At 68.9% G+C, this 23067-nt stretch carries 18 protein-coding genes; 12 read left to right on the forward strand and 6 right to left on the reverse strand.

The genetic code is table 11. The features are described 5' to 3' along the window. The first annotated feature begins 83 nt into the window (after positions 1-83). Genes RS85_RS05140 through RS85_RS05150 form a run of 3 tightly spaced genes read left to right on the forward strand, consistent with a single transcriptional unit; the run spans position 84 to position 2216 of the window. Complete coding sequence (locus tag RS85_RS05140) at positions 84-455, forward strand: YrdB family protein (protein ID WP_046012371.1); 372 nt, start codon at positions 84-86, stop codon at positions 453-455. Further along, on the forward strand, positions 452-1816 hold the full coding sequence (locus RS85_RS05145) for an FAD-binding oxidoreductase (protein WP_046012372.1): 1365 nt from the start codon (positions 452-454) through the stop codon (positions 1814-1816). Before RS85_RS05140 ends, RS85_RS05145 begins: the two co-directional genes overlap by 4 nt. Then, positions 1809-2216 carry an NUDIX hydrolase gene (locus tag RS85_RS05150; RefSeq protein ID WP_046012373.1) on the forward strand — a complete coding sequence of 136 codons (408 nt, stop codon included), beginning with the start codon at positions 1809-1811 and terminating at the stop codon, positions 2214-2216. The genes RS85_RS05145 and RS85_RS05150 overlap by 8 nt, the downstream gene beginning before the upstream one ends. Before the next feature lie 64 nt (positions 2217-2280). On the opposite strand, the gene nagB is transcribed toward RS85_RS05150, so the two are convergent. From nagB to RS85_RS05175, 5 genes are all read right to left on the reverse strand, one after another. Beyond that, entirely contained in the window at positions 2281-3060 is a 780-nt protein-coding gene (gene nagB, locus RS85_RS05155; RefSeq protein WP_046012374.1) for a glucosamine-6-phosphate deaminase, read from the reverse strand. After that, entirely contained in the window at positions 3053-4033 is a 981-nt protein-coding gene (locus RS85_RS05160) for an ROK family protein (protein WP_200894793.1), read from the reverse strand. Before RS85_RS05160 ends, nagB begins: the two co-directional genes overlap by 8 nt. A gap of 34 nt (positions 4034-4067) precedes the next feature. After that, entirely contained in the window at positions 4068-5255 is a 1188-nt protein-coding gene (locus RS85_RS05165) for an ROK family transcriptional regulator (protein WP_046012375.1), read from the reverse strand. A 79-nt stretch (positions 5256-5334) separates the two neighbouring features. Next, on the reverse strand, positions 5335-8595 hold the full coding sequence (locus tag RS85_RS05170; RefSeq protein WP_046012376.1) for a family 20 glycosylhydrolase: 3261 nt from the start codon (positions 8593-8595) through the stop codon (positions 5335-5337). Further along, a complete protein-coding gene (locus tag RS85_RS05175) occupies positions 8586-9800 on the reverse strand; it encodes an alanine racemase (protein WP_235282341.1) in 1215 nt (404 codons plus the stop codon). Before RS85_RS05175 ends, RS85_RS05170 begins: the two co-directional genes overlap by 10 nt. Before the next feature lie 25 nt (positions 9801-9825). Here RS85_RS05175 and RS85_RS05180 point away from each other — a divergent pair, with 25 nt between their 5' ends. Both RS85_RS05180 and RS85_RS05185 read left to right on the forward strand, forming a co-directional pair. Continuing rightward, complete coding sequence (locus RS85_RS05180) at positions 9826-10230, forward strand: RidA family protein (protein WP_046012378.1); 405 nt, start codon at positions 9826-9828, stop codon at positions 10228-10230. 103 nt (positions 10231-10333) lie between these two features. Then, the gene (locus RS85_RS05185; protein WP_235282342.1) at positions 10334-11824 is read left to right on the forward strand and encodes a L,D-transpeptidase family protein; all 1491 of its coding nucleotides are present in this window, start codon (positions 10334-10336) and stop codon (positions 11822-11824) included. A gap of 70 nt (positions 11825-11894) precedes the next feature. Here RS85_RS05185 and RS85_RS05190 read toward each other — a convergent pair whose 3' ends face one another. After that, positions 11895-14114, reverse strand: a complete 2220-nt coding sequence (locus tag RS85_RS05190) for an NADP-dependent isocitrate dehydrogenase (protein ID WP_046012379.1) — start codon at positions 14112-14114, stop codon at positions 11895-11897. A gap of 176 nt (positions 14115-14290) precedes the next feature. On the opposite strand from RS85_RS05190, the gene RS85_RS05195 reads away from it, so the two are divergent. The 7 genes from RS85_RS05195 (at position 14291) to RS85_RS05225 (ending at position 23007) form a co-directional block, all read left to right on the forward strand. Next, positions 14291-14749, forward strand: a complete 459-nt coding sequence (locus RS85_RS05195) for a GNAT family N-acetyltransferase (protein WP_046012380.1) — start codon at positions 14291-14293, stop codon at positions 14747-14749. A gap of 209 nt (positions 14750-14958) precedes the next feature. After that, complete coding sequence (locus tag RS85_RS05200; RefSeq protein ID WP_046012381.1) at positions 14959-15972, forward strand: LacI family DNA-binding transcriptional regulator; 1014 nt, start codon at positions 14959-14961, stop codon at positions 15970-15972. A 124-nt stretch (positions 15973-16096) separates the two neighbouring features. Beyond that, positions 16097-17404, forward strand: a complete 1308-nt coding sequence (locus RS85_RS05205; RefSeq protein ID WP_046012494.1) for an ABC transporter substrate-binding protein — start codon at positions 16097-16099, stop codon at positions 17402-17404. A gap of 53 nt (positions 17405-17457) precedes the next feature. After that, positions 17458-18450, forward strand: coding sequence for a carbohydrate ABC transporter permease (locus RS85_RS05210; protein ID WP_046012382.1), 993 nt, complete (start codon positions 17458-17460; stop codon positions 18448-18450). Further along, positions 18450-19337 carry a carbohydrate ABC transporter permease gene (locus tag RS85_RS05215; RefSeq protein WP_082087499.1) on the forward strand — a complete coding sequence of 296 codons (888 nt, stop codon included), beginning with the start codon at positions 18450-18452 and terminating at the stop codon, positions 19335-19337. The genes RS85_RS05210 and RS85_RS05215 overlap by 1 nt, the downstream gene beginning before the upstream one ends. Then, positions 19337-21571, forward strand: a complete 2235-nt coding sequence (gene yicI, locus RS85_RS05220; RefSeq protein ID WP_046012383.1) for an alpha-xylosidase — start codon at positions 19337-19339, stop codon at positions 21569-21571. Before RS85_RS05215 ends, yicI begins: the two co-directional genes overlap by 1 nt. Beyond that, the gene (locus tag RS85_RS05225; protein WP_046012384.1) at positions 21568-23007 is read left to right on the forward strand and encodes a GH1 family beta-glucosidase; all 1440 of its coding nucleotides are present in this window, start codon (positions 21568-21570) and stop codon (positions 23005-23007) included. The genes yicI and RS85_RS05225 overlap by 4 nt, the downstream gene beginning before the upstream one ends. Positions 23008-23067: the final 60 nt, after the last annotated feature.

Below are 23067 nucleotides of genomic sequence, written 5' to 3' on the forward strand. Positions count from 1 at the left end.
CCCCCATGGAGCCTGCACCCGCCGAGCAGCCCGCCCCGGTCCCCCCGGCCGAGGAGCCTGCACCCGCCGAATAGACTGGATCCATGCCTCAGGATTCCGTCTCCGTCCCCGGCGTCGACCGCCCGGTCGTCACTGTTCTCGACATCGTCCGAGCGGTTGTGCTCGTCGTCGCCGTGGCATCCCTCGCCCTGTGGGGTTTCGCCAGCTGGTCGCTTCCGTGGAACGTGATCGCCGGCGTGGGAGCCCCGCTCGTCGTCATCCTGGTGTGGGCGCTGTTCCTCTCGCCGCGGCCAGTGCTGCGGGTGCATCCCTTCCTCCGCGCGGCGGTCGAGCTCTCCATCTACGTGGGCGTCACGATCGCCTGGTGGTCGATGGGCCAGGCCATGATCGGCACCGCGTTCGCGCTGGTCGCGATCGTGACCGGCGTGCTGAGCGGCCGGCGCTCCCTGTCGTGAGCGCGCTCAGGCTCCTGCAGGAGGCGCTCGGCCCGCTCGTCGACGTCGATGACGCCACGCTTGAAGTCGCACGAGCCGATCGCTCGGGTCACGCCGCCGTGGGCCGTCCGCTCGCCGTCGTGCACGCGCAGACCGTCGACGACGTGCAGCAGACCATGCGCATCGCGACCGCCACTCGCACCCCCGTCGTCGTGCGCGGAGCAGGCACCGGCCTCGCCGGAGCGGCCAATGCGGGCGAGGGCGAGATCGTCCTCTCCACTCGCCGGATGACCGCGGTCCTCGAGGTGCGTCCTGACGATCTGCTCGCCGTCGTCGAGCCCGGCATCCTCAACGCCGACCTCAACGATCAGCTGGCCGAGCACGGCGTCTGGTGGGCGCCCGATCCCGCGAGCCGCGACATCTCGACGGTCGGCGGCAACATCGCCACCGGAGCTGGCGGCCTCCTCTGCGCGAAGTACGGCGTCGTGCGCGACGCGGTGCTCGGCGTCGACCTCGTGCTCGCCGACGGCCGCCTCCTTCACCTCGGCCATCGCAGCGTCAAGGGAGTGACCGGCCTCGACCTGACCTCGCTGGTGATCGGCTCCGAGGGCACGCTGGGCGTCGTCGTCGGTGCGACGCTGAAGCTGCGCCGGCTCGTCCCCGGAGACGTCTGCACGGTCGCGGCGACCTTCCCCGGTGTGCGCGCTGCAGCGGCGGCATCCGCTGCGATCACCGCGGCAGGCGTGCAGCCGGCGATCATGGAGCTGATGGATGCCGCGAGCCTCGCGGCCGTACACACCCTGCTCGCTCTGCCTGCGCCCGCGTCCGAGACCGCCCAGCTCACCATCCGCACCGACGGGCCCGCGGCCGCCGCCGAGGTCGCCACGATCGTCGGCATCCTGCAGTCCCATGGTGGCGTCACCGCTGTCTCCCACGATCGGGAAGAGGGCGAGCGACTGCTCGCGATCCGGCGGTCGATGCACCCGGCGATATCAGCGCTCGGGACCGCGCTCATCGAAGACGTGTCGGTGCCGCGCAGCGCGATGCCGGCGATGTTCGACGAGATCGCACGCATCGAGCGCGAATTCGGCCTCACGATCCCGACCGTCGCGCACGCCGGAGACGGCAACCTGCACCCGAACTTCGTCTTCGAGGGCACCGAGGCTCCCGCGCACGTCTGGGCCGCGGCGGACGAGCTGTTCCGCGCGGCCATCCGCCTCGGCGGCACTCTGACCGGCGAGCACGGCATCGGCGTCCTGAAGCGCCGCTGGCTCGCCGATGAGCTCGGCGACGACCAGTGGCAGCTGCAGCGACAGATCGCGGCGGTGTTCGACCCTCTCGGCATCCTCAATCCCGGGAAGGTCTTCGAGCCCGATGCCTGACATCCACGTGAGCGCAGCCGTGATCGTCGACGACGAGGGCCGCGTTCTCGTCGTGCGCAAGCACGGCACGACACGGTTCATGCAGCCGGGCGGCAAGCCCGAGCCGGGCGAATCGGCCGCGCAGACGCTGATCCGCGAACTGCACGAGGAGCTCGGCCTGCAGCTCGACGAGGCCGACCTGCAGCCCCTCGGTACATTCATCTCCGAGGCGGCCAACGAGCCGGGCCATCGGGTGATCGCCGACGCGTTCGCGACCACGATCGGTGCACGGTCCGCGACGGCCCAGGCGGAACTCGCCGAGCTGCGCTGGATCACGCCCTCCGACGTCGCGACGCTGCCTCTCGCGCCCCTGAGCATCGAGCACCTGCTGCCGATTGCCTGGCCGGCGCGCACGCCCTGAGAACAGGCAGACGCGCGGGATCAGGCCGATTCCGGGCGGGACGATCCGGCGCGGGCAGCGGCGGTTAGATGCCCTGCCAGGCCGGCTTGTTCGCGAAGGTGTAGCGGTAGTAGTCGGCGAGCTTCAGACGCGATGCCGCGGCCTCGTCCACCACGACCGTCGCATGCGGATGCAGCTGGATCGCAGAACCCGGAAGGAACGCCGTGAGCGGTCCCTCGACCGCGTCGGCGACCGCCTGCGCCTTGCCCTCTCCGAAGGCGAGCAGCACGAGGTGCCGGGCCTTCAGGATGGTGCCGAGACCCTGCGTGATGCAGTGCCGGGGCACGTCGTCGATCGAGTCGAAGAAGCGTGCGTTGTCCTCGCGGGTCTGCTCGGTCAGAGTCTTCACGCGTGTCTGCGAGGCGAACGACGACCCGGGCTCGTTGAAGCCGATGTGCCCGTCCGTGCCGATGCCGAGGATCTGCAGGTCGACACCTCCGGCCTCCGCGATCGCCGCCTCGTAGTCGTCACCGGCGCGCTGGATGGTCGCCTCGGCACCGTTCGGAACATGGATGCGCTGCGGGTCGAGACCGAGCGGCTCCACCACATCGCGCGTGATCACCGACCGGTAGCTCTCCGGGTGCGACGGGTCGATGCCGACGTACTCGTCGAGGGCGAAGCCGCGCACCTGCGACACGTCGTGACCGGCGAGCTGCGCACGCAATGCCACGTAGACCGGCAGCGGCGTGGATCCCGTGGCGAGCCCGAGCACGGCATCGGGGCGCCCCTCGATGAGCTCCACGATCTCGGCGGCGACCAGCCTTCCCGCGGCTTCCGCGTTCTCGACGATGACGACCTCAGCCATGGGGGACGATCTCCTTCTCGGGTACGGACTTCTCGGGCACGGACGCGCCCACCAGGGCAGCACCGAAAGCTGCAGCCGGGGAACCCGCCGGGAGCAGCTCGATTCTTTCATCGAGGTGCAGCGATCGCATGAACGGCGATGTCTCGGCCTCCGCGCGCAGCGCAGTCCGGATGCCCTCCTCGAGCCGCGCGCCGAGGGCCGTCAGGCCGCCACCGATGACCACGGTCTCGACGTCGGCCGAGAGCACGAGCACTCGGACCGCGGCGGCCGCACCGTGGAACAGGTCACCGCGGAGCACCAGCGCATCGGGGTCGCCCGCGTCGGCGGCGTCGAAGATGTCCCGGATCGGCAGTGCGCCCGGGCGCCCCCACGCTCTCGCCAGGGCACCTCCGCCGCAGAAAGTCTCGATGCAGCCGAGCTGGCCGCACCCGCACAGGCGGCCGTGCGGGTCGACGGAGAGATGCCCGACCTCGCCGGCAGTACCGCGCGAGCCGCGCCAGATGCGTCCGCCGACCACGATGCCCGCCGCCACCCCGGTGCCGAGGTTGAGGTACGCCATGGAGCCGGCGACTCCGCTGAGGACCGCGGCTCCGAGCGCCGCCGCCTTCACGTCGTTCTCCACCCGGAACGGGATGCCGAGCATCCGTTCTGCGCGCGCCGCGAGGTCGAGCGATTCGACGCCGAGATTGACGGCGTGTTCGACGCGTCCCTCCTCGACGTCGACGAGTCCGGGGATGCCGATGCCCACCGAGCCGATCTCCGACACCGGGAAGCCCGCCTCATCCGCGAGAGAGGTCACCGCCATCACGATGCTCTCGACCACGGCGTCGTCGCCCCACCCGGTCGACCGTCGGATTCGACCGAGGATGTCCCCCGACGGGCCGACGCCGACCGCGTCGATCTTCGTCCCGCCCACGTCCAGGCCCACTCGAATCCGCCGACCGGTCAGGTCGGCGGTGTCGGTCCGGGTCATCGGAGGACGCGCACGTCGGTCGCGGTGGCGCAGGTCACGAGACTCCCAGCTGTCCGGAGAGCACCATCACCGCGGCTCCGCGCAGCACGATGTCGTCCTGATGCGTGCGGCGCACGGCGACGTCCTCGAAGACCCCTTCGAGGGTGCGCGCGTGCAGGGTCTCGATCGCGGCATCGATCAGGATGCCGTCGAGAAGATCTGCTGGTCCGGAGAGCACGACTTCGGAAAGGTCGAGCGCGGCCACGATCGGGGCGATGGCGATCGCCATGCGGGTGCCGGAGTCGCGGAGGATCTCGTCACGTCGTTCCGGATCCGCCGCCAGGGCCTCGCGCATCCGGCTGACGCTCAGCCATGCCTCGAGGCAGCCGTCCTTGCCGCAGGCGCAGCGCGGCCCTCCGTCCGTCCCGACCACGACATGTCCGATCTCCCCCGCCGCGAAGCGGCTGCCGAGGAGCGGCTGGCTGCCGGTGATCAGACCGGCACCGACACCGCGGCCGAGCTTGATCAGCATGAAGTCGGCCTTGGCCTCGCCGAAGGTGTACTCCGCGAGCACCGCCGCATTGGCGTCGTTGCGCGCGAGCACCGGCAGGTCGAGGTCGACGCTGAGCTTCGCCTCGAGCGGAAAGTTCGACCAGCCGAGGTTCGGCGAGCTCAGGACGAGCCCATCGGGGCGGACGACACCGGGGGTGCCGATACCCACACCCAGGAGCGGCTGCGTCGACGCGGCGACCAGCGTGCGTGCGAGCTCGAGGGTGGCGGCGTAGACGGCGTCGCCGTCGGGCGATTCGGGTCGAGCGACCTCTCGGCGCTCGAGGACGTCGCCGTCGAGGCTCAGCACGGCGCCTTCGAACGCGCTCGGGCCGGAGAGGTCGAGACCGAGGATCTGGTGTCCGACGCGATCGATGTCGATCAGGATCGGGGGCTTGCCCGGTCCGACGGCCTCGCGCACGCCCATCTCGATCACGATGCCGTCAGCGATGAACTCGGCGACCAGATCGGAGATGGTGACGCGCGTCAGACCAGTCTCACGGGAAAGGTCCGCGCGACTCATCGCTCCGGCGTGATAGAGAGTCTGCAGGACGAGCGCACGGTTGTGGCCGCGCGCATGTTCGGGGAGGACCTTGGCGCGCGAGCGCAGGTGCCGACCGGGCCCGAAGGCGTGCGTGTTCGCACCGCCGTACTCCGACGGCGATGCGGCGCGCTTTTCATCCGAAACGGACATGTTTGTTAGTAGACCTTACGAACAAAATTTGTGCAACCTCTGCCGCAGGGCGCGCGGTGACGGTTACCGAAACGTTACATTACTTTCGAGGTGGCTCGACGGGAGAATCCGAGAGTTCGACGAGACGCGTGACGAGACCTGCGACGATCGCCTCCCGAGCCTCGATCGTGAGCGGCTTGCCAGGAACGCCGGGGCGTCTCTGGTCGGGCGCAGGCCCATCCAGGGGACGATACCGCACCCCCGCGGCGTTGAGGCGGCGCAGGTGGGTCGGCAGGCGACGCTCGAAGTCGGCATACGGCCCCGGTTCCCCTCCTTCCCACAGGCGCTCGGCGATCGCCGAGAGCCTCGGGAACATCGCGAAATCGACCCGATCCCTGGTCGGCAGGTGCTCGCTCCAGACGTTCGCCTGCCCGCCGACTGCGCCGTCGTCGACGCGCAGCGTGTACGCCCGCTCGATGCTCAACGGCGGACCGACGCGGATGGGCTCCTCGGCGGATTCCGACTGCGGGTAGTCCAGGTACGCCTCGAGGTCGGGGCATGCGACCACGTCGATGCCTCGCTTCAGCGCCTCCCGCATCGCGACGGGACCACGCCAGGCGAGGATGCGCACCCCCTCCGGCACCTCTCCCTCCAGCACCTCGTCCCACGCCAGCGCGACACGCCCCCGGCGGCGCACGTGGGCGACGAAGTGCGCCGTGAACCACGGCTGCACATCGTGCGGCGTGGCGAGTCCGAGCTCCTGCATCCGCTCGAGCGCGGCGGAGCTCGTCGCCCACTCCGTGACGGGCACCTCATCGCCGCCGATGCCGATCCAGGGCGAGTCGAAGAGCTCGCAGAGCGCGTCGATCGCCGCGCGCCCGAACGCGAGGGAGGCCTCCGTCGGGGCGAGCGTGCGCGGATTCACGCCGAAGCGCTCCCACGGCGCGGTGATCGGGTCGCCGACGTCGGTGTTGCCGAGTTCTGGATACGCCGCGAGGCCGGCCTGGATATGACCGGGCAGCTCCACCTCCGGCACGAGCGTGACGAATCGCTCGGCGGCATAGGCGACGACGCCGCGCAGCTCAGCGGCGGTGTAGAAGCCCTCGTGCACGCCCGGCTCCACTGTCGCGAGCGGGCCATGACCGCGCTGCGTCGCCTCGCGCCGCGATCCCACCTCGGTGAGCCGCGGGTAGCCCGGCACCTCGAAGCGCCAGCCCTGATCGTCGGTGAGGTGCAGGTGCAGCACGTTGAGGTGATGGTCGGCGAGCAGGTCGATGAGTCGGCGCAGCTCGTCCACGGGACGGAAGTGCCGCGCGACATCGAGCATGACGCCGCGCCAGCCGTAGGCCGGAGCCCCCTCCCAGATGCCTGCCGGAATGACGGCCGATGCGGCGCCGGGCTCCCTGAGCTGGCTCAGGGTGGTGCTGCCGCGGAAGACGCCGGCTGCGCTCCTACCGCAGACCTCGATCCCGCCCGCGGAGACCGTGACGCGGAACGCCTCCTCGCCGACGCGCTCCTCGTCGACCGCCAGCGTCTCGTCGATCACGAGACTGATCGACGGCGTCCCCTCGGACGCGCCTGCTCCCCCGAGCCGGGCCACCGATGCGGCGAGCGCGGGAGGTCCGAGGATCGGAGTCTCCGGCGTCCAGGCGAATCCGGGGACGGTGCGGTCGATGCGGGCGGCGATGCGAGGAATCGTCGCGCGGTGCGGGGGCGGCGGCATCCGCAGTGCTCGTCCGGGAGTCGCCCCGGTGACCTCCCCGGCGGAGACCACGGGGACGCCTCCGACGAGCACCTCGACGATGCCCGTCGGCGCTTCCAACGGCTCCTCGAACGTCGCTCCGGCGGCGATGCTCTGCGGATCGAACAGCACGAGGTCGGCGGTCGCCCCCTGACGGATGATGCCCCGAGGAGCATCCCCGCGGTCCAACCCGAGGCGTGCGGCGGGGGTGCCGGACAGGTGTCGCACCGCCTCCTCGAGTGTGAGGATGCCGAGTTCGCGCACGTAGTGCCCGAGATAGCGCGGGAACGTGCCTCGACCGCGCGGGTGCGGCCGTGCGCCGATCAGGATGCCGTCGCTGCCACCGGTGTGCCGAGGGTGGCGCATGATCGCGCGGACGTTCTCCTCGTCACCGATGTGCATCAGGATGCCGGTGGCCCCGGCATCCGCGATGATCGTGTCGAGCACCACGTCGACCGCGCGACGGCCCGTGGTCGCGGCGATCTCGGCGACGGTGCGCGCGACGAGATCCGAGAGCGCGGGGTTCGACGTGCCCGAGATCTGGATCACCGACCAGTCGGCCCTCTCTCCGTGGAAGCCGTCGCACCCGATCTCCTCGAGTTCGACCCGCACGTCTTCGCGCCCGCGCGCATCCAGCGCCGAGATCGCGCCGAGCAGATCGCCCGTCGCGGCGAGCCGACTCGGCAGCAGGGCGGCAAGAGTCGTTGCACCCGGAAGGTAGGGGTAGGTGTCGAGCGTCACATCGACGCCGTCGGCGATCGCCTCGTCGACGAGGGCGAGCAGCTCGTCCGCACGCCCGCGATTCGGCGCGAAGTTCATCGTCGCGTGAGTCAGGTGGATCGGGCATCCGGTGCGGCGGCCGATGTCGAGCGCCTCGCGGAAGGCGTCGAGCGCGCCGCCACCATAGCTGCGCGTGTGTGGAGCCCAGTACCCGCCCCGCTCGGCGACGACACGGCAGAGCGCATCGAGCTCGGCGGCATCCGCGTACATGCCCGGCGTGTATGTGAGACCGCTGGACATGCCGAACGCTCCCGCGTCCATCGCCTGCCCGAGCATCTCCGACATGGTCGCGAGCTCTTCGGGGGTCGCTCGACGGTTCTCGTGCCCGACCACGATCATCCGGAGGTTCCCCTGCGGCACCAACACGGCGGCATTGCCCACGGCGGCCTCATCGATCGCGGTCAGCAGGTCATCCATCGTCCGCCAGGGCACCGTATGCGGCATGCCGTTCCAGCCGGCGATCTGCGCGGGGATGACGGATGCCGTCGCGTCATCGAGCGGCGCATAGCCGAGGCCGTCCTGCCCGAGCACCTCGGTCGTGACACCCTGCCGGATCTTCGCTTCGTGAGCGGCGCCCGTGAGCACGGCCAGCTCGCTGTGCGCGTGCATGTCGATGAACCCGGGAGCGAGGACCAGGCCGGTGGCGTCGATCTCCTCCGCCCCCTCCGGCAGCTCGAGCTCGACGCGGTCGGCGTCCGCGGCCTTCAGGATCGCCACGACTCTGGCGCCCTCCACCGCGACGTCCGCCGTGTACCGCGGCGCGCCGGTGCCGTCGACCACCGTCGCGGCGCGATAGACCCGCACGCGACCCGCTGCTGCCTTCTCCGCGCTCAGAAGCATGTCGCGACCGCTCCGATCACGCGAGGGTCGGTCGCGTCGGGGTCGTCGATGACGGCGACCACCTTCCACTTGTCGAACGCCGTGCAGGGGTGGGAGAGCCCGAGCCTGACGACCTCGCCGACGGAGACGGATGCCGAATCGGCGAGCCGGAGGAAGGCGTGCTGGTCGTTCAGCGCGGTGATCTCCCCGGCCACCGACTGCGGCACCGGAAGGTCGATGTCGAACGGCACGTCCCGGCGTCCGGCGTCGAGCAGGGCGAGCCCCTCCTCCGGCTGCGAGACCACGCGCGTCCAGACATGCATGGCCGAGCGCAGCGGCGCGGTTCCGGTGAGCGCCCCGAACGGCGACATCCGGCCGTAGAAGCCGTCGTCGTGAATCTGGAACGCGCCCGACCGCAGCACGACGTCGGCTCCGGCGCCGCGCTTCAGGACGGCCGCGGCACGATCGGGGAAGGAGCTGCCTCCGGCGGTGAGAACCGGACGGATGCCGCCGGGGTAGTGCAGGCGCTCGTGCAGGTCGACCAGGGTCTGAAGGTAGCGGTCGACGGCCGCGACCGACTCATCGCTCCGATCGGGACCGAAGGGCCCCTCATAGCCGGCGACACCTGCGAGCCTCAGCCCGGGGGCTGCGGAGATCGCGTCCGCGATCCGCAGGCCTTCCTCCACCGTGCGGGCACCGGTGCGTCCGGCCGCTCCCCCGAGTTCGACGAGGACGTCCAGCGGCCTCGACGGAACGGACAGCGCCGCGGCGAGGATGTCGACGCCGTCGAGGGAGTCCGCCCAGCACAGGATCCTCAGACCGGCATCCGCGCGGAGGAGCTCGCCGAGCCGCTCGGCGGCGGCAGCATCGGTGACCGCGTTCGCGATCAGCACGGTCGGGACTCCGGCATCGACGGCGACCTCCGCCTGCCAGGGCGTCGCGACAGAGATGCCCCACGCACCGGCATCGAGCAGCCGCTGCCACAGCGCCGGCGCCATGGTCGTCTTGCCGTGCGGCGCGAGAAGAACGTCTTCCCTGCGCGCCCAGGAGAACACTGTCCCCTCGTTATGCGCGAGCGCGCTCTCCTGCACCGTCAGGACCGGCGTCATCAGGTTCGAAAGGCGCAGGTCCGCGCTGGGGATCTCGGACAGGCGGAGCCCGCGCGCACGAGCAGGAAAGCCTTTGGTCCAGGCGCCGAGCACGGGATCCGGATTTTGTAGAGGCACCTAACAAGGCTACTAGGGTGGATGCATGACTGCGAAGACCCGAGTTTCCACCGACGCCGCCCCTGCCCCCGCCCATACCTTCTCGCAGGGCGTCCGCAAGGGACCCATCGTGCAGATCTCCGGACAGGGCCCGGTCCACCCGGAGACGAACGAATACCTTTTCCCCGGCGATGTCGCCGCGCAGACGACGCGCACGCTCGAGAACGTCAGGGCGATCGTCGAGGCCTCCGGTGCCACATTCGACGACGTGGTGATGCTGCGCGTCTATCTCACGAAGCGCGAGGACTTCCCGATCATGAACGAGGCGTACGGGGCTTTCGTGAACGCGCACACGACGAGCGGCGTGCTCCCCTCCCGCACGACCGTGTTCACCGGGCTTCCCCGCGAGGAGATGCTGGTCGAGATCGACGGACTCGCGGTCATCGGCTGACCTTTTTTGCGGCCTGACCTGCGCCACAGACCGTTGCCTCCCCGTTACCTCCCATCCCGTACTATTGATCGACAGGACACGTGAGAGCCGGGGGGTGAAGTTCGTGACCGATGTGATATCAGTGCCGGGCGCAGCAGCAGGGGCGCAGGGGAATGACGACGCACCCACTGCGGTCATCGCACCGACCGGTACTCTCTCCGACTCGACACTGCCGGCCGACGGCGAACAGCCGCTCGCGTGGGCACCCACCGAACCTGCACCGAAGAAGCGCCGCCTCGGTCTGTGGATCGGCCTGGGCATCGGAGTGGTCGCGCTCGGAGCAGGCGCCGCCTCGATGATCCTGATCGCCCCGGGCACCACCGTCGCCGGCATTCCCGTCGGGTGGATGACTCCGGGCGCCGCCGCCGACGCGATCTCCGCTCACGTGGCAGAGACCGAGGTCGTCCTCACCGGTGAAGGCGACGGCACTGTGCTGACCGGCGCCGATCTCGGCGCGACCGTCGACGCCACCGCACTCGCCGACGAGGCCTTCGCCACGGCGCCGATGTGGAACCTCGGCGCGTGGATGGGCGACTCGGTGCCCGCTGACATCACCTTCGACACAGAGGTGGCGACGAGTGCGCTGCGTGCCGCTGTGCCGACGAGCTTCGCGAATCCGGTCGACGCCGGCGTGGTGTTCGACGCCGCGACCGCGTCCTACATCGCGACACCGGCCGAGAGCGGAACCGGCATCGACGCGACGGCGCTCAACGCCGCCTTCGCCGACGCGATCGCTGGCGGCAGCAAGACACTGGAGTTCCCCGGCGGCCCCACCGAGGCCCTGCCGGCCGTCTCCGACGACGACGCAGCCGCCACCGTCGCCGAGCTGAACACCATGCTGACGACGATCGGCTTCTACGTCGGCGAAGAGCGCACGGTTCCGGTCGATCCGGCGACCGCCGCGACCTGGCTCAGCGTCGTCGACGACGACGGTCAGTTGCGCATCGAGGCCGACGCCCAGGCCATTCAGGCCACCGTCGACGCACTCCCCGGTGCCGTGGACCGCGCGCCGGTCAACGCGACGACCATCGTCGATTCGGCGGGCAACGTGCTCCGCGAGGAGCAGGCCGGCGTCACCGGCCGCACGGTGGGCGACACGTCCGGCGTCGCCGAACGATTCTCCGAGCAGCTCGTCGCCCGCGACGGCGTCTTCCCGCTCGAGGTCGCCGAGGTCCCCTTCGAGACGGTGAGTCTTTTCCGCAAGATCGACATCGACCTGGGCTCGCAGCGTGCCACCCTCTACGAGAACGGCAACGTCGTGAACTCCTGGGCGGTCTCCACCGGTCTTCCGGGAACGCCGACCCCCACCGGCAACTTCAAGGTCTTCGCGCACACGAGGGTGCAGGACATGGGCTGCTATCCCGGTGCGCCGTACTGCACCGAGGATGTGCCGTGGATCACCTGGTTCGCGCCGAACATCGGCTTCCACGGCACCTACTGGCACAACAACTACGGTCAGCGCATGAGCCACGGCTGCGTCAACCTGCCGATCGATCTGGCCAAGTACGTCTACGACTGGTCCCCCGTCGGCCTCGAGGTCTCGGTCTTCAACTGAGTCCCCCTTCACGGAGACCCGGAGATATACGAAGGGGCGGATGCGACGCATCCGCCCCTTCGTGTTCCCGTCAGCGCAGCGCGTCGACGATGCCGTTCAACGTGGCCGACGGACGCATGACCGCCTCGACCAGCGCGTCGTCCGGGCGGTAGTAGCCGCCGATCTCGACGGGCTTGCCCTGCACGGCGTTGAGCTCGGAAACGATCGTCTCCTCGTTCTCCGCGAGGGTCGCGGCGATCGGCGCGAAGGATGCCGCGAGATCGGCGTCCTTCGTCTGAGCGGCCAGCTCCTGTGCCCAGTAGAGGCTCAGGTAGAAGTGGCTGCCGCGGTTGTCGATCGTGCCGAGGGCACGGCCCGGAGACCGGTCCTCTTCGAGGAAGGTGCCGGTGGCGGCATCCAGGGTCTCGGCGAGCACGCGAGCCTTCTCGTTGCCCGTGCGGTCGGCGAAGTGCTCGAGCGAGGCTGCCAGCGCGAAGAACTCACCGAGCGAGTCCCAGCGGAGATAGTTCTCCTCGACCAGCTGCTGCACGTGCTTGGGCGCCGAACCACCGGCTCCGGTCTCGAACAGTCCGCCGCCTGCGAGCAGCGGGACGATCGAGAGCATCTTGGCGCTCGTTCCCACCTCGAGGATCGGGAACAGGTCGGTCAGGTAGTCGCGCAGCACGTTGCCGGTGACCGAGATCGTGTCGAGCCCGTGGCGCATGCGCGCGAGCGTGTAGCGCGTGGCCTCCTCGGGCGCGAGGATCGTGATCGTCAGGCCCTTGGTGTCGAGCGTGGCGAGTCCCTGGTGCACCTTCGCGATGATCTGCGCATCGTGCGAGCGGTTCGCGTCGAGCCAGAACACGGCCGGTGAGCCGCTGGCCCTGGCGCGGTTGACGGCGAGCTTGACCCAGTCCATGACAGGGATGTGCTTTGTCTGCGTCGCGCGCCAGACATCGCCGGCGCCGACCGTGTGCTCGATGAGCACAGTGCCCTCGCCGTCGAGCACCTGCACGATGCCGTCGGATTCGATCTCGAACGTCTTGTCGTGGCTGCCGTACTCCTCGGCGGCCTGAGCCATCAGCCCGACGTTCGGAACGGTGCCGATCGTGGCGGGGTCGAGCGGCCCGTTGGCGATCACGTCGTCGAGCACGGCCTGGTAGACGCTCGCGTAGGAGGAGTCCGGGATGACCGCGAGCGTGTCGGCTTCGCCGCCGTCGTTGCCCCACAGCTTGCCGCCGTTGCGCACGAGCGCGGGCATCGACGCATCGACGATCACGTCGCTGGGCACGTGGAGGTTGGTGATCCCCTTGTCGGAGTTCACGTAGGACAGGCCGGGGCCCTCGGCGATGGCCTTGTCGAACGCCGCCGCGATCTCCTCGCCGCCGGCCACTCCGGCGAGGCCGGTGAGAATGGAGCCGAGCCCGTCATTGGCGCTGAGACCGGCCTCGGCGAGCTGCTCGCCGTACTGCGCGAACACGTCTTTGAAGAAGGCCTTGACGACGCGCCCGAAGATGATCGGGTCGCTGACCTTCATCATCGTGGCCTTCAGGTGCACCGAGTACAGCACGTCATCGGCCTTCGCCTGCTGGAGCGTCTCGTCCAGGAACGCGTCGAGCTCCGTGGCCGACAGGAAGGTGGCATCGATGATCTCGCGCGGCAGGACCTTGAGGCCTTCCTTGAGCACGGTGACGGTACCGTCGGTCGACGTGTGGCGGAAGGTGAGGACGTCGTCGTGCGCCGCGACCCAGGAGCGCTCGTTGCTCTTGAAGTCATCGTGGCCCATGGTCGCGACCCGCGTCTTGGAGCCCTCGGCGAAGGGCTTGTTGCGGTGCGGATGCTTCTTCGCGTAGTTCTTCACCGCCAGCGGGGCACGGCGGTCGCTGTTGCCCTCACGGAGCACCGGGTTGACCGCGGATCCCTTGATGCGGTCGTACCGCGCGCGCACGTCCTTCTCCTCGAGCGAGGACGGCTCGTCCGGGAAATCGGGGATGTCGTAGCCCTGCTTCTGCAGTTCCGCGATCGCTCCCTTGAGCTGCGGGATGGATGCCGAGATGTTCGGCAGCTTGATGATGTTCGCCTCGGGCAGGGTCGCGAGTCCGCCGAGTTCGGCCAGCGAGTCGCCGACCTGCTGCTCGGGGGTGAGCTTCTGCGGGAACGCGGCGAGGATGCGGCCCGCCAGCGAGATGTCGCGGATCTCGACCTCGATGCCCGCCTGGCCGGTGTAGGCCTGGATGATGGGCAGGAAAGAGGCGGTGGCAAGGGCCGGCGCCTCGTCTGTGTACGTGTAGATGATGGCGTCGTCGGTCACCAGGAGGTTCTCCGTTCGCGGGGTCTATTTGTCTCGATACCAAGATAGCTGAGCGGCTGTCGCGCCGCTGTCGGCCGGGCGCGGCGACGGCCGCCTCTCCCCTGCGCCTCATCTGGAGCAGGTGAAAAGTTCGCGCGAAGCGCGTTCGCGCGCGCGGGAGGCATTAGCCTGGGTGCATGTCCGAACTGCGCATGGTCGAACTCTCCGCTGCGACGATCGTCGCCGTGAACAACCTGTCGCTCAAGCCCGGACAGGAGCAGTTCCTCGCGCCGGTCTCCTACGGGATCGCGGCCACGGTCATCAACCCGCAGACGTCGTGGCAGCGCGTGATCCTCGACGGCGACGAGGTCGTGGGCTTCGTCAGTGCGAACTTCGACGACGAGGCTCCGGAGGAGCACTTCCGCTCTGTGCTGTGGCGCATCAACGTCGACGCCGACGATCAGGGCCGGGGTGTCGGACGCTTTGCTGTCGAGGCGCTCATCGAGGAAGCGCGTCTTCGCGAGGTCGACCACGTGAACGTGATCTACGAGGCGGGCGACGGCGGACCCGAGAACTTCTTCCACCGCGTCGGTTTCACGCCCGTCGGCGAGACGGCGTACGGCGAGATCATCGCGCAGATCCGCGTCACCGACTAGACCGGCGGCGGGGTCTCGAATCCCCTCCCCCATCGAGACCCCGTCGCCTTTGATCGGCCGCCACGGGACCGCTCCCACTCGTCGCCGTCGCAATATGTTGCGAGCAACCACAAAAAGCTTGCGCTCCGGCATCCGTCGTGCCTATCATCACTCCAGAGGCTTTGGCGAAACGCTTCGACAGTTCCCCGCACGATGACGATGGAGTCAGCATGACGACGATCCATGAGGTGGCCCAGGCCGCCGGCGTGTCGATCAGCACCGTCTCCTATGCGCTCAGCGGCAAGCGGCCCGTCTCCGACAAGACGCGTACGCGCATCGAGGATGCGGCTCGCGTTCTCGGCTACGAGCCGGATGCCGGCGCACGGATGCTGGCCGGACGCCGCACGCACATCTTCGCCCTGACCGAGCCGCTGCGCGCGGACACCCATGCCCCGACTCACATGGCCTTCGTGCTCGCGACCGCGGTCGCGGCCCGTCGACGCGGCTACGACATCCTGCTGCTGACGGACGAGCAGGCCTCGGAGGGGATGAACCGCGTCGCAGCCAGCAACCTCGTCGATGCCATCCTCGTGCTGGACGTGGCGCCCGACGACGAGCGGGCCGCGATCGCACGCTCCGTGCGCACCCCCACGATCTTCATCGGCATCCCCGACGACCAGGAGGGGCTGACCTGCGTCGACCTCGACTTCGGGGCCGCCGGGCACCTCGCCGTGGATCGCCTCGCCGATGCCGGACACACCCGCGTCACCCTCCTCGGGCAGACCGAGGTCGCGTACCGCAGGTCGAACTTCCCGCGTCGACTGCTCCACGGCGTGCAGGATCGTGCCCTCGAACGCGGCGTCGCGCTGGACTGGATCACGACCGGCGCTTCCGCGACCGACGCGGCCTCGGTGCGATCGGCCGCAGAGGCCGCGATCGAGCGCGGCATCCGTGCCTTCATCGTGCATGCCGTCGACGACGTGCACGTCGCCCTCCTCACCGTGCTCGAGGAGCGGGGACTGCGCGTGGGAGACGACGTGTCGGTCATCTCCGCCGCCGCCTCCTTCGACACGGCGACCCTGAGCGTGCCGATCGACACGATTCCGCTGGTGCCGCAGCAGTCCTGCGAACTGGCCGTCGACCTCGCGGTCCGCCGCCTGGAAGAGGCGAACGTGCAGGCTCGCGTTCATCTCATCCCGCCCGAATACCGCTCCGCCGGATCCGTCGCCGCCCCACAGGGCTGACATCCATCGGATAATGCATCCGCACGCGCATCATCGAAACGCTTCGATGATCGCTTCACACAACTGAATACCCGACCCAGAGAAGTGTCCGGCCCGTTGGGCCACCGAGAAAGGAGTGCCGACGATGGCACGCAACATCCGCAGGACGAAGGCGCTGACCATGATGGCGGCGCTCACCGCGACCGGGATCGCTCTGAGCGGCTGCTCAGGCGGCTCGGGCGACGAAGGCGGCGACGGCGAGACCCTCAAGCTCTGGCACTACGAGGGAGCCGACAGCGCCATGGGCAAGGCGTGGGCCGAGTCCATCAAGATCTTCGAGGAGGAGACCGGCGCGAAGGTCGAGTTCGAGGAGAAGTCCTTCGAGCAGATCCAGAAGACGGCCAGCCAGGTGCTCGACACCGACGCCGCGCCCGACCTGATGGAATTCAACAAGGGCAACGCGACCGCGGGGTTCCTCGCCTCGACCGGTCTGATCGCCGACATCTCGGATGCCGTGGCGGAGTACGGCTGGGACGAGAAGCTCGCCCCGTCGCTGCAGACGACCGCGAAGTACTCCGACGACGGGGTCATGGGCGGCGAGACCTGGTTCGGCGTTCCCAACTACGGCGAGTTCGTCGGCGTCTACTACAACGAGAACGCCTTCGCGGAAGCCGGACTCGCGATCCCCACCACCTACGAGGAGTTCGTCGACGTGCTCGACGCGTTCGTCGCGAAGGGCATCACCCCGCTCGCCGAGGCCGGCGCCGAGTACCCGCTCGGACAGCTCTGGTACCAGCTCGCACTCCTCGAGGGCGACCGAGGTTTCGTCGACGACTACCAGCTCTACAAGGAGCCGGTCGACTGGGAGGGCCCGGAGATCACCTCGGCCACCGAGACCCTGAAGGAGTACGTCGACAAGGGCTACATCGCCTCGGACGTCTCATCGGTCAAGGCCGAGGATGCCGGCGTCTCGTTCATCAACGGCACCTCGCCGATCTTCGTGTCCGGCTCCTGGTGGTTCGGTCGCTTCGTGGCCGAGGCGACGGACTTCGACTGGACGATGACGGCATTCCCCGGCGCCGACCTGTCGCTCGGCTCCTCGGGCAACCTGTGGGTCGTGCCGGAGAACGCCGCGAACAAAGAGCTGGCGTACGAGTTCATCGACATCACCATGCGCCCGGAGATCCAGGCGATCATCGGCAACAACGGCGGCCTGCCGGTCGCCGCGGACACGGCCGACATCACGGATGAGAAGAGCGCGGCGCTGATCGAGACGTTCAACGGAGTGCTCGACGCCGACGGCCTCTCGTTCTACCCGGACTGGCCCGCCCCCGGCTTCTACGACGTGATCGTCCAGGAGCTCCAGGGTCTCATCACGGGCTCGCAGGACGTGAAGACGACGAACACCAACCTCGGGGAGCAGTACGACGAGGGCACCTCCGAATACCGCTGACCCGTCCGCGGGGGCGGCGGCCGCGCCGCCCCCGCACTCACCTGGAGGTGAACATGTCACTCGCCACACGCGACGCCAGATCGAAATCGGGCCGCACGACACCGCGCCGCACGAAGCTCCCACCCGAGGAGCCGTCGATCCCCCAGCGCACCGGCGGCACCGGGGCGTACTGGCTGTACCTGCTCCCCGGCTTCGCGCTGCTGCTCGTCGTCGTCATCGTGCCGCTCATCTGGAACGTGTACCTCACCTTCACGAAGTGGAAGGGCGTGCGCACGCCGGAGTTCATCGGGCTCGAGAACTGGCAGAAGATCCTTACCGACAGCGACTTCTGGACATCGTTCACCAACTCGGTGTGGATGATCCTCGCGATGGTCGTCGTCCCCACGATCGTCGGACTCATCGTTGCCGCTCTGCTCTTCGACGTCGTCGGCCGCAAGTTCGGCGGCAAGGTCGGCAGCTTCCTGCGGGCCACCTACTACCTTCCCCAGATCCTCCCGATCGCCGTGGCCGGCATCGTCATCGGATGGATCGTGCGCCCCGGCGGCGACGGTGCGCTGAACCAGATCCTCGGCGCGTTCGGCATCCCGGCTTACGACTGGCTCGGCCAGATGCCGTCCGCCCTCATCGTCCTGATGGTCGTCATGGTCTGGGTGCAGCTCGGCTACCCCGTGGTCGTGTTCATGGCCGCGCTTCAGCGCGTCGACCCCGAGCTCTACGAGGCCGCGGAACTCGACGGTGCGAACTGGCTGCAGCGCTTCACCGCCATCACGATGAGCATCATCCGTCCGGAGATCTTCGTCGTGACCCTGACCTGCACGATCGCCGCCCTCAAGGTGTTCGGCCCGGTCTACATCATCACGCGCGGCGGTCCCGCGGGCGCGACGCTCGTCCCCGCCTACTACGCGTACCAGGAGTTCTTCACCAAGCGGAACGTCGGCTACGGCGCGACGATCGCCACCGTGCTCACCATCGTCGTGGTCATCGTGTCGATCGTGTTCATCCGCGTGCAGAACTCGCTCGAGCGCAAGGAAAGGGCGGGTCTGTGATGCACGCCACCACTGCCATCGTCACCGGCAAGCCGTCGAAGAGCCGCCCCCGCGGCGGCATGACGAAGAAGCGCCCGATCGACTGGCTGCTGCTCGCACTGGTGGTCGTCGGTGCCATCCTCGTGATCGCGCCGTTCTACCTCGTGCTCGTCAACTCCTTCAAGTCGCCGGTCGACTATGCGACGTCCGGGCCGCTCGCCTTCCCCGAGACGCTCGACTTCGGCGGGATCATCAAGTTCTGGGAGCGGGTGAACTTCCCGGAGAAGGTCTGGAACTCGCTCTTCATCGCTGCAGTCGTCTCGGTGCTCGCGGTCGTCATCTCGATGTTGAACGCCTTCGCGATCGGTATCGGCAGGGTCCGCGGTCGCAGCTGGATCGTGCTGCTGTTCCTGATGGCCAACCTGCTGCCGCAGGAGGCGCTGCTCTACCCGCTGTACTACATGTTCAAATCCGTGGGCCTGTACGACAACGTGTGGGCGGTGATCATCGTGTTCACGGTGATCCAGGCGGCGTTCGGCACCTACCTGTTGTCGTCCGTGTACGGCACCTTCCCGAAGGAGATCCTCGAGGCCGCGTCGCTCGACGGTGCGACCCGCTGGCAGATCCTGTGGCGGGTGGTCTTCCCGATCAGCCGCCCGACGCTGTCTGTGCTGCTCATCTTCTTCTTCATCTGGACGTGGAACGAGTTCCTCATCCCGCTGACGTTCCTCGCGTCGAACGCCAACCAGACCGTCCCGGTCGCGATCAGCGTGCTCCAGGGCGACCGCCTGATGGACGTCACGACCACGAGCGCGTCGGCTCTGCTCGGCATCATCCCCACGCTCATCTTCTTCCTCATCTTCCAGCGCACGCTCACACGCGGCATCACGGCAGGAGCAGTCAAGTAATGAAGTTCACCGACGGGTTCTGGCAACTGCGTCCCGGCGTCACTGCGCTCCACGCGCAGGAGGCCTACGACATCACGGAGACCACCGACACCCCCGACGGCCCCGGCCTCGTGATCACCGCGCCGACGATGGTGATCGCCAAGCGCGGCGACATCCTCAACCGCCCCGTGCTCACCACGACGCTCTCCTCCCCCGCCGAGGGCGTGATCCGCGTCCGCATCGCGCACCACACCGGCGCGCGCTGGCACGGCGGCTTCACCCTTCCGGGTGGCGGCGGCAGCGCGGCATCCGTCTCCGTCTCCGAAGAGGGCGGCGTGCTGGATGCCGGGGCGCTGGTCGCCCGCATCTCCCCCGGCGCTCCGTGGGACCTGTCGTTCGAGGTCGACGGGCGGCGAGTGACCGGCAGCGGACACAGGGCGCAGGGGTACATCCAGCTCGCGGACAGGGCTCAGGTCGACCAGGGCATCGTCTCGAACGCTCGGCAAGGCGGCACCGCCCCGTCGGCATCCGTCTTCGTCCACGAGCAACTCGATCTCGCGGTCGGCGAGCACATCTACGGACTCGGCGAGCGCTTCGGCCCCTTGGTCAAGAACGGCCAGACCGTCGAGATCTGGAACGCCGACGGCGGCACGTCGAGCGAGCAGGCGTACAAGAACGTGCCGTTCCACCTGTCCGATCGCGGCTACGGCGTGCTCGTGAACGACCCGGGGCACGTCTCCTACGAGATCGGATCCGAGGCGGTCGAACGCGTGCAGTTCTCGGTCTCGGGCGAGGTGCTCGAGTACTTCGTGATCGCCGGCCCCACCCCGAAGGACGTGCTCGGCCGGTACACCGCGCTCACCGGCCGACCGCCGGTGGTTCCTGCCTGGTCCTACGGGCTCTGGCTCTCGACCAGCTTCACGACGGACTACGACGAGCAGACGGTGAACTCGTTCATCGACGAGATGGCGGCCCGCGAGCTCCCGGTCTCGGTGTTCCACTTCGACTGCTTCTGGATGCGCGAGCTCAACTGGTGCGACTTCGAGTGGGACCCGCGGGTCTTCCCCGACCCCGAGGGCATGCTCGGCCGCCTGCACGAGAAGGACCTCCGCGTCTGCGTCTGGATCAACCCGTACATCGCGCAGCGGTCCTCGCTGTTCCGCGAAGCGGCCGATCAGGGCTTCTTGGTGCGTCGCGCCGACGGCTCGGTGTGGCAGTGGGACCTGTGGCAGGCGGGCATGGGCCTCGTCGACTTCACGAACCCGGATGCCACAGCCTGGTACCAGGCGCACCTCCGCCGGCTGATCGATCAGGGCGTCGACTGCTTCAAGACCGACTTCGGCGAGCGCATCCCCACCGACGTGGTGTGGTCCGACGGCGCGGACCCCGAGCGCATGCACAACCTGTACACCGAGCTGTACAACCGCGCGGTGTTCGAGGTGCTGACCGACGCTCGCGGCGAGGGCGATGCCGTGCTGTTCGCGCGATCGGCGACGGCGGGCGGGCAGAGCATGCCCGTGCACTGGGGCGGCGACTCGACATCGACGTTCGCCTCCATGGCCGAGACCCTGCGCGGCGGGCTGTCGCTCGCCCTGAGCGGGTTCGCGTTCTGGAGTCACGACATCGGCGGCTTCGAGGGAACGCCGGATGCCGCGGTGTTCAAGCGCTGGACGGCCTTCGGGCTGCTGGGCTCGCACTCGCGCTTCCACGGGTCGAGCTCGTACCGGGTGCCGTGGGCATTCGACGAGGAGGCCGTCGAGGTCACGCGACGTTTCACCCACCTCAAGATGCAGCTGATGCCGTATCTCTATCAGCAGGGGTTGGATGCCGCGGCGACGGGCGTGCCGCTGATGCGGCCGATGGTGCTCGAGTTCCCGGAGGACCCGGCGACGACCCACCTCGATCGGCAGTACATGCTGGGTTCTGATCTGCTCGTCGCCCCGGTGTTCTCGGCGGACGGCGTGGTCGACTTCTACCTGCCGGCGGGCGAATGGACCTCATTGCTGAGCGGCGAGACCGTCACGGGCGGCTCTTGGCGCCGGGAGACGCACGGCTTCGACTCCCTGCCCCTGTACGTGCGGCCCGGCACGGCGCTCCCCTGGGGCGCCCGCGTGGACAGCCCCGAGTACGACTACCATGACGGACTGCGGCTGCGTGTCTTCTCCGGCGGCACGGGAACCACCTCGGTGACCGTGACGAACCCCGAAGGCCGCACTGTGACCTACGACGTCGACCTCGAGGAGATCACCGGATGACCACCCCTCTCGCCCCCCGCGACGACTACCGCGGCTCCGGCCTCGTCTTCCCCGAGAGTTTCACCTTCGGCTCGGCCACCGCGTCGTATCAGATCGAGGGTGCCGCCGCGGAAGACGGCCGGACGCCGTCGATCTGGGACACGTTCAGCAAGACCCCGGGGCTGGTCTGGAACGGCGACACGGGCGATGTGGCCTGCGACCACTACCACCGCGTCGACGAGGATCTCGACCTCATGAAGGACATGGGGCTGCAGGCGTACCGCTTCTCGATCGCCTGGCCGCGCATCGTTCCCACGGCATCCGGCGAGGTGAACCAGCGGGGAGTCGACTTCTACTCCCGGCTGGTGGACGGACTGCTCGAACGCGGCATCCGTCCGGTGGCGACGCTCTACCACTGGGATCTTCCGCAGTACCTCGAGGATGCCGGGGGCTGGACCTCACGGGCGACCACGGACGCGTTCGAGCGCTATGCCGAGGTGATGGGGGCGGCGCTCGGCGACCGCGTGCACACGTGGACCACGTTGAACGAGCCCTGGTGCTCGGCCTACCTCGGGTACGGACAGGGTGGCCACGCGCCGGGGCGCCATGAGCCGACATCCGCTCTGTCTGCCGTCCACCACCTGAACCTCGCGCACGGCCGAGCGATCCAGGCGCTGCGCGCCACTTCTACGGGCGACCCCGACTACTCCGTCACCCTCAACTTCCACGTGCTGCGCGGTCGCGGTGACGGCGCGGCCGAAGCGATGCGCCGGATCGACGGGCTCGCGAACCGGGCGTTCACCGGTCCGATGCTGCGGGGAGAGTATCCGGCCGACCTCCTGGAGGACACGGCACCCGTCACCGACTGGAGCTTCGTGCAGGAGGGCGACCTCGCCACCATCCACCAGCCGATCGACGTGCTGGGCGTCAACTACTACTCCACCGCGACCGTGCGACTCTGGGACGGCGTCTCGCCGAAGCAGCAGAACGACGGCCACAAGGGCACCGAGGGCGGCACGGCGTGGCCGGGCAGCGACGGCGTCGTCGAGTTCGTCGAGCAGCCGGGACCGTACACCGCGATGGGCTGGAACATCGCTCCGGAAGGTCTCGAGGAGCTGCTCGTCTCCCTGTCGGAGCAGTTCCCCGAGCAGGCGCTCATGGTGACCGAGAACGGCGCGGCCTTCGAGGACGAGGTGGCCGAGGACGGTTCCGTTCCCGACCCCGAGCGCACCGACTATCTGCGCCGGCACTTCACGGCGGCGCATCGGGCGCTCGAGCGCGGTGTCGACCTGCGCGGCTACTTCGTCTGGTCGCTGCTCGACAACTTCGAGTGGGGCTATGGCTACGCCAAGCGCTTCGGCATCGTGCGGGTCGACTTCGACACGCTCGAGCGCACCGTTAAGGACTCGGGCCAGTGGTACCGCGAGCTGGTACGTACGCGGACGGTCGGAGCGTAGGGCGGGTCGACCTGCGGGTCACTTCCTCGGAGACAGGGACCACCTCGTCCGGGCGCTGCC

The organism is Microbacterium sp. SA39 (genome assembly GCF_000967865.1).
Lineage (GTDB): Bacteria > Actinomycetota > Actinomycetes > Actinomycetales > Microbacteriaceae > Microbacterium.

Excerpts from the sequence above, each read along its gene's own strand:
- RS85_RS05170 (WP_046012376.1), bottom strand. The coding sequence starts at position 8,595 with ATGCTTCTGAGCGCGGAGAAGGCAGCAGCGGGTCGCGTGCGGGTCTAT.
- RS85_RS05160 (WP_200894793.1), bottom strand. The coding sequence starts at position 4,033 with ATGACCCGGACCGACACCGCCGACCTGACCGGTCGGCGGATTCGAGTG.
- RS85_RS05215 (WP_082087499.1), top strand. The coding sequence starts at position 18,450 with ATGCACGCCACCACTGCCATCGTCACCGGCAAGCCGTCGAAGAGCCGC.
- RS85_RS05180 (WP_046012378.1), top strand. The coding sequence starts at position 9,826 with ATGACTGCGAAGACCCGAGTTTCCACCGACGCCGCCCCTGCCCCCGCC.
- RS85_RS05200 (WP_046012381.1), top strand. The coding sequence starts at position 14,959 with ATGACGACGATCCATGAGGTGGCCCAGGCCGCCGGCGTGTCGATCAGC.
- RS85_RS05205 (WP_046012494.1), top strand. The coding sequence starts at position 16,097 with ATGGCACGCAACATCCGCAGGACGAAGGCGCTGACCATGATGGCGGCG.
- RS85_RS05225 (WP_046012384.1), top strand. The coding sequence starts at position 21,568 with ATGACCACCCCTCTCGCCCCCCGCGACGACTACCGCGGCTCCGGCCTC.
- RS85_RS05150 (WP_046012373.1), top strand. The coding sequence starts at position 1,809 with ATGCCTGACATCCACGTGAGCGCAGCCGTGATCGTCGACGACGAGGGC.
- RS85_RS05165 (WP_046012375.1), bottom strand. The coding sequence starts at position 5,255 with ATGTCCGTTTCGGATGAAAAGCGCGCCGCATCGCCGTCGGAGTACGGC.
- RS85_RS05140 (WP_046012371.1), top strand. The coding sequence starts at position 84 with ATGCCTCAGGATTCCGTCTCCGTCCCCGGCGTCGACCGCCCGGTCGTC.
- RS85_RS05195 (WP_046012380.1), top strand. The coding sequence starts at position 14,291 with ATGTCCGAACTGCGCATGGTCGAACTCTCCGCTGCGACGATCGTCGCC.
- RS85_RS05210 (WP_046012382.1), top strand. The coding sequence starts at position 17,458 with ATGTCACTCGCCACACGCGACGCCAGATCGAAATCGGGCCGCACGACA.
- yicI (WP_046012383.1), top strand. The coding sequence starts at position 19,337 with ATGAAGTTCACCGACGGGTTCTGGCAACTGCGTCCCGGCGTCACTGCG.
- nagB (WP_046012374.1), bottom strand. The coding sequence starts at position 3,060 with ATGGCTGAGGTCGTCATCGTCGAGAACGCGGAAGCCGCGGGAAGGCTG.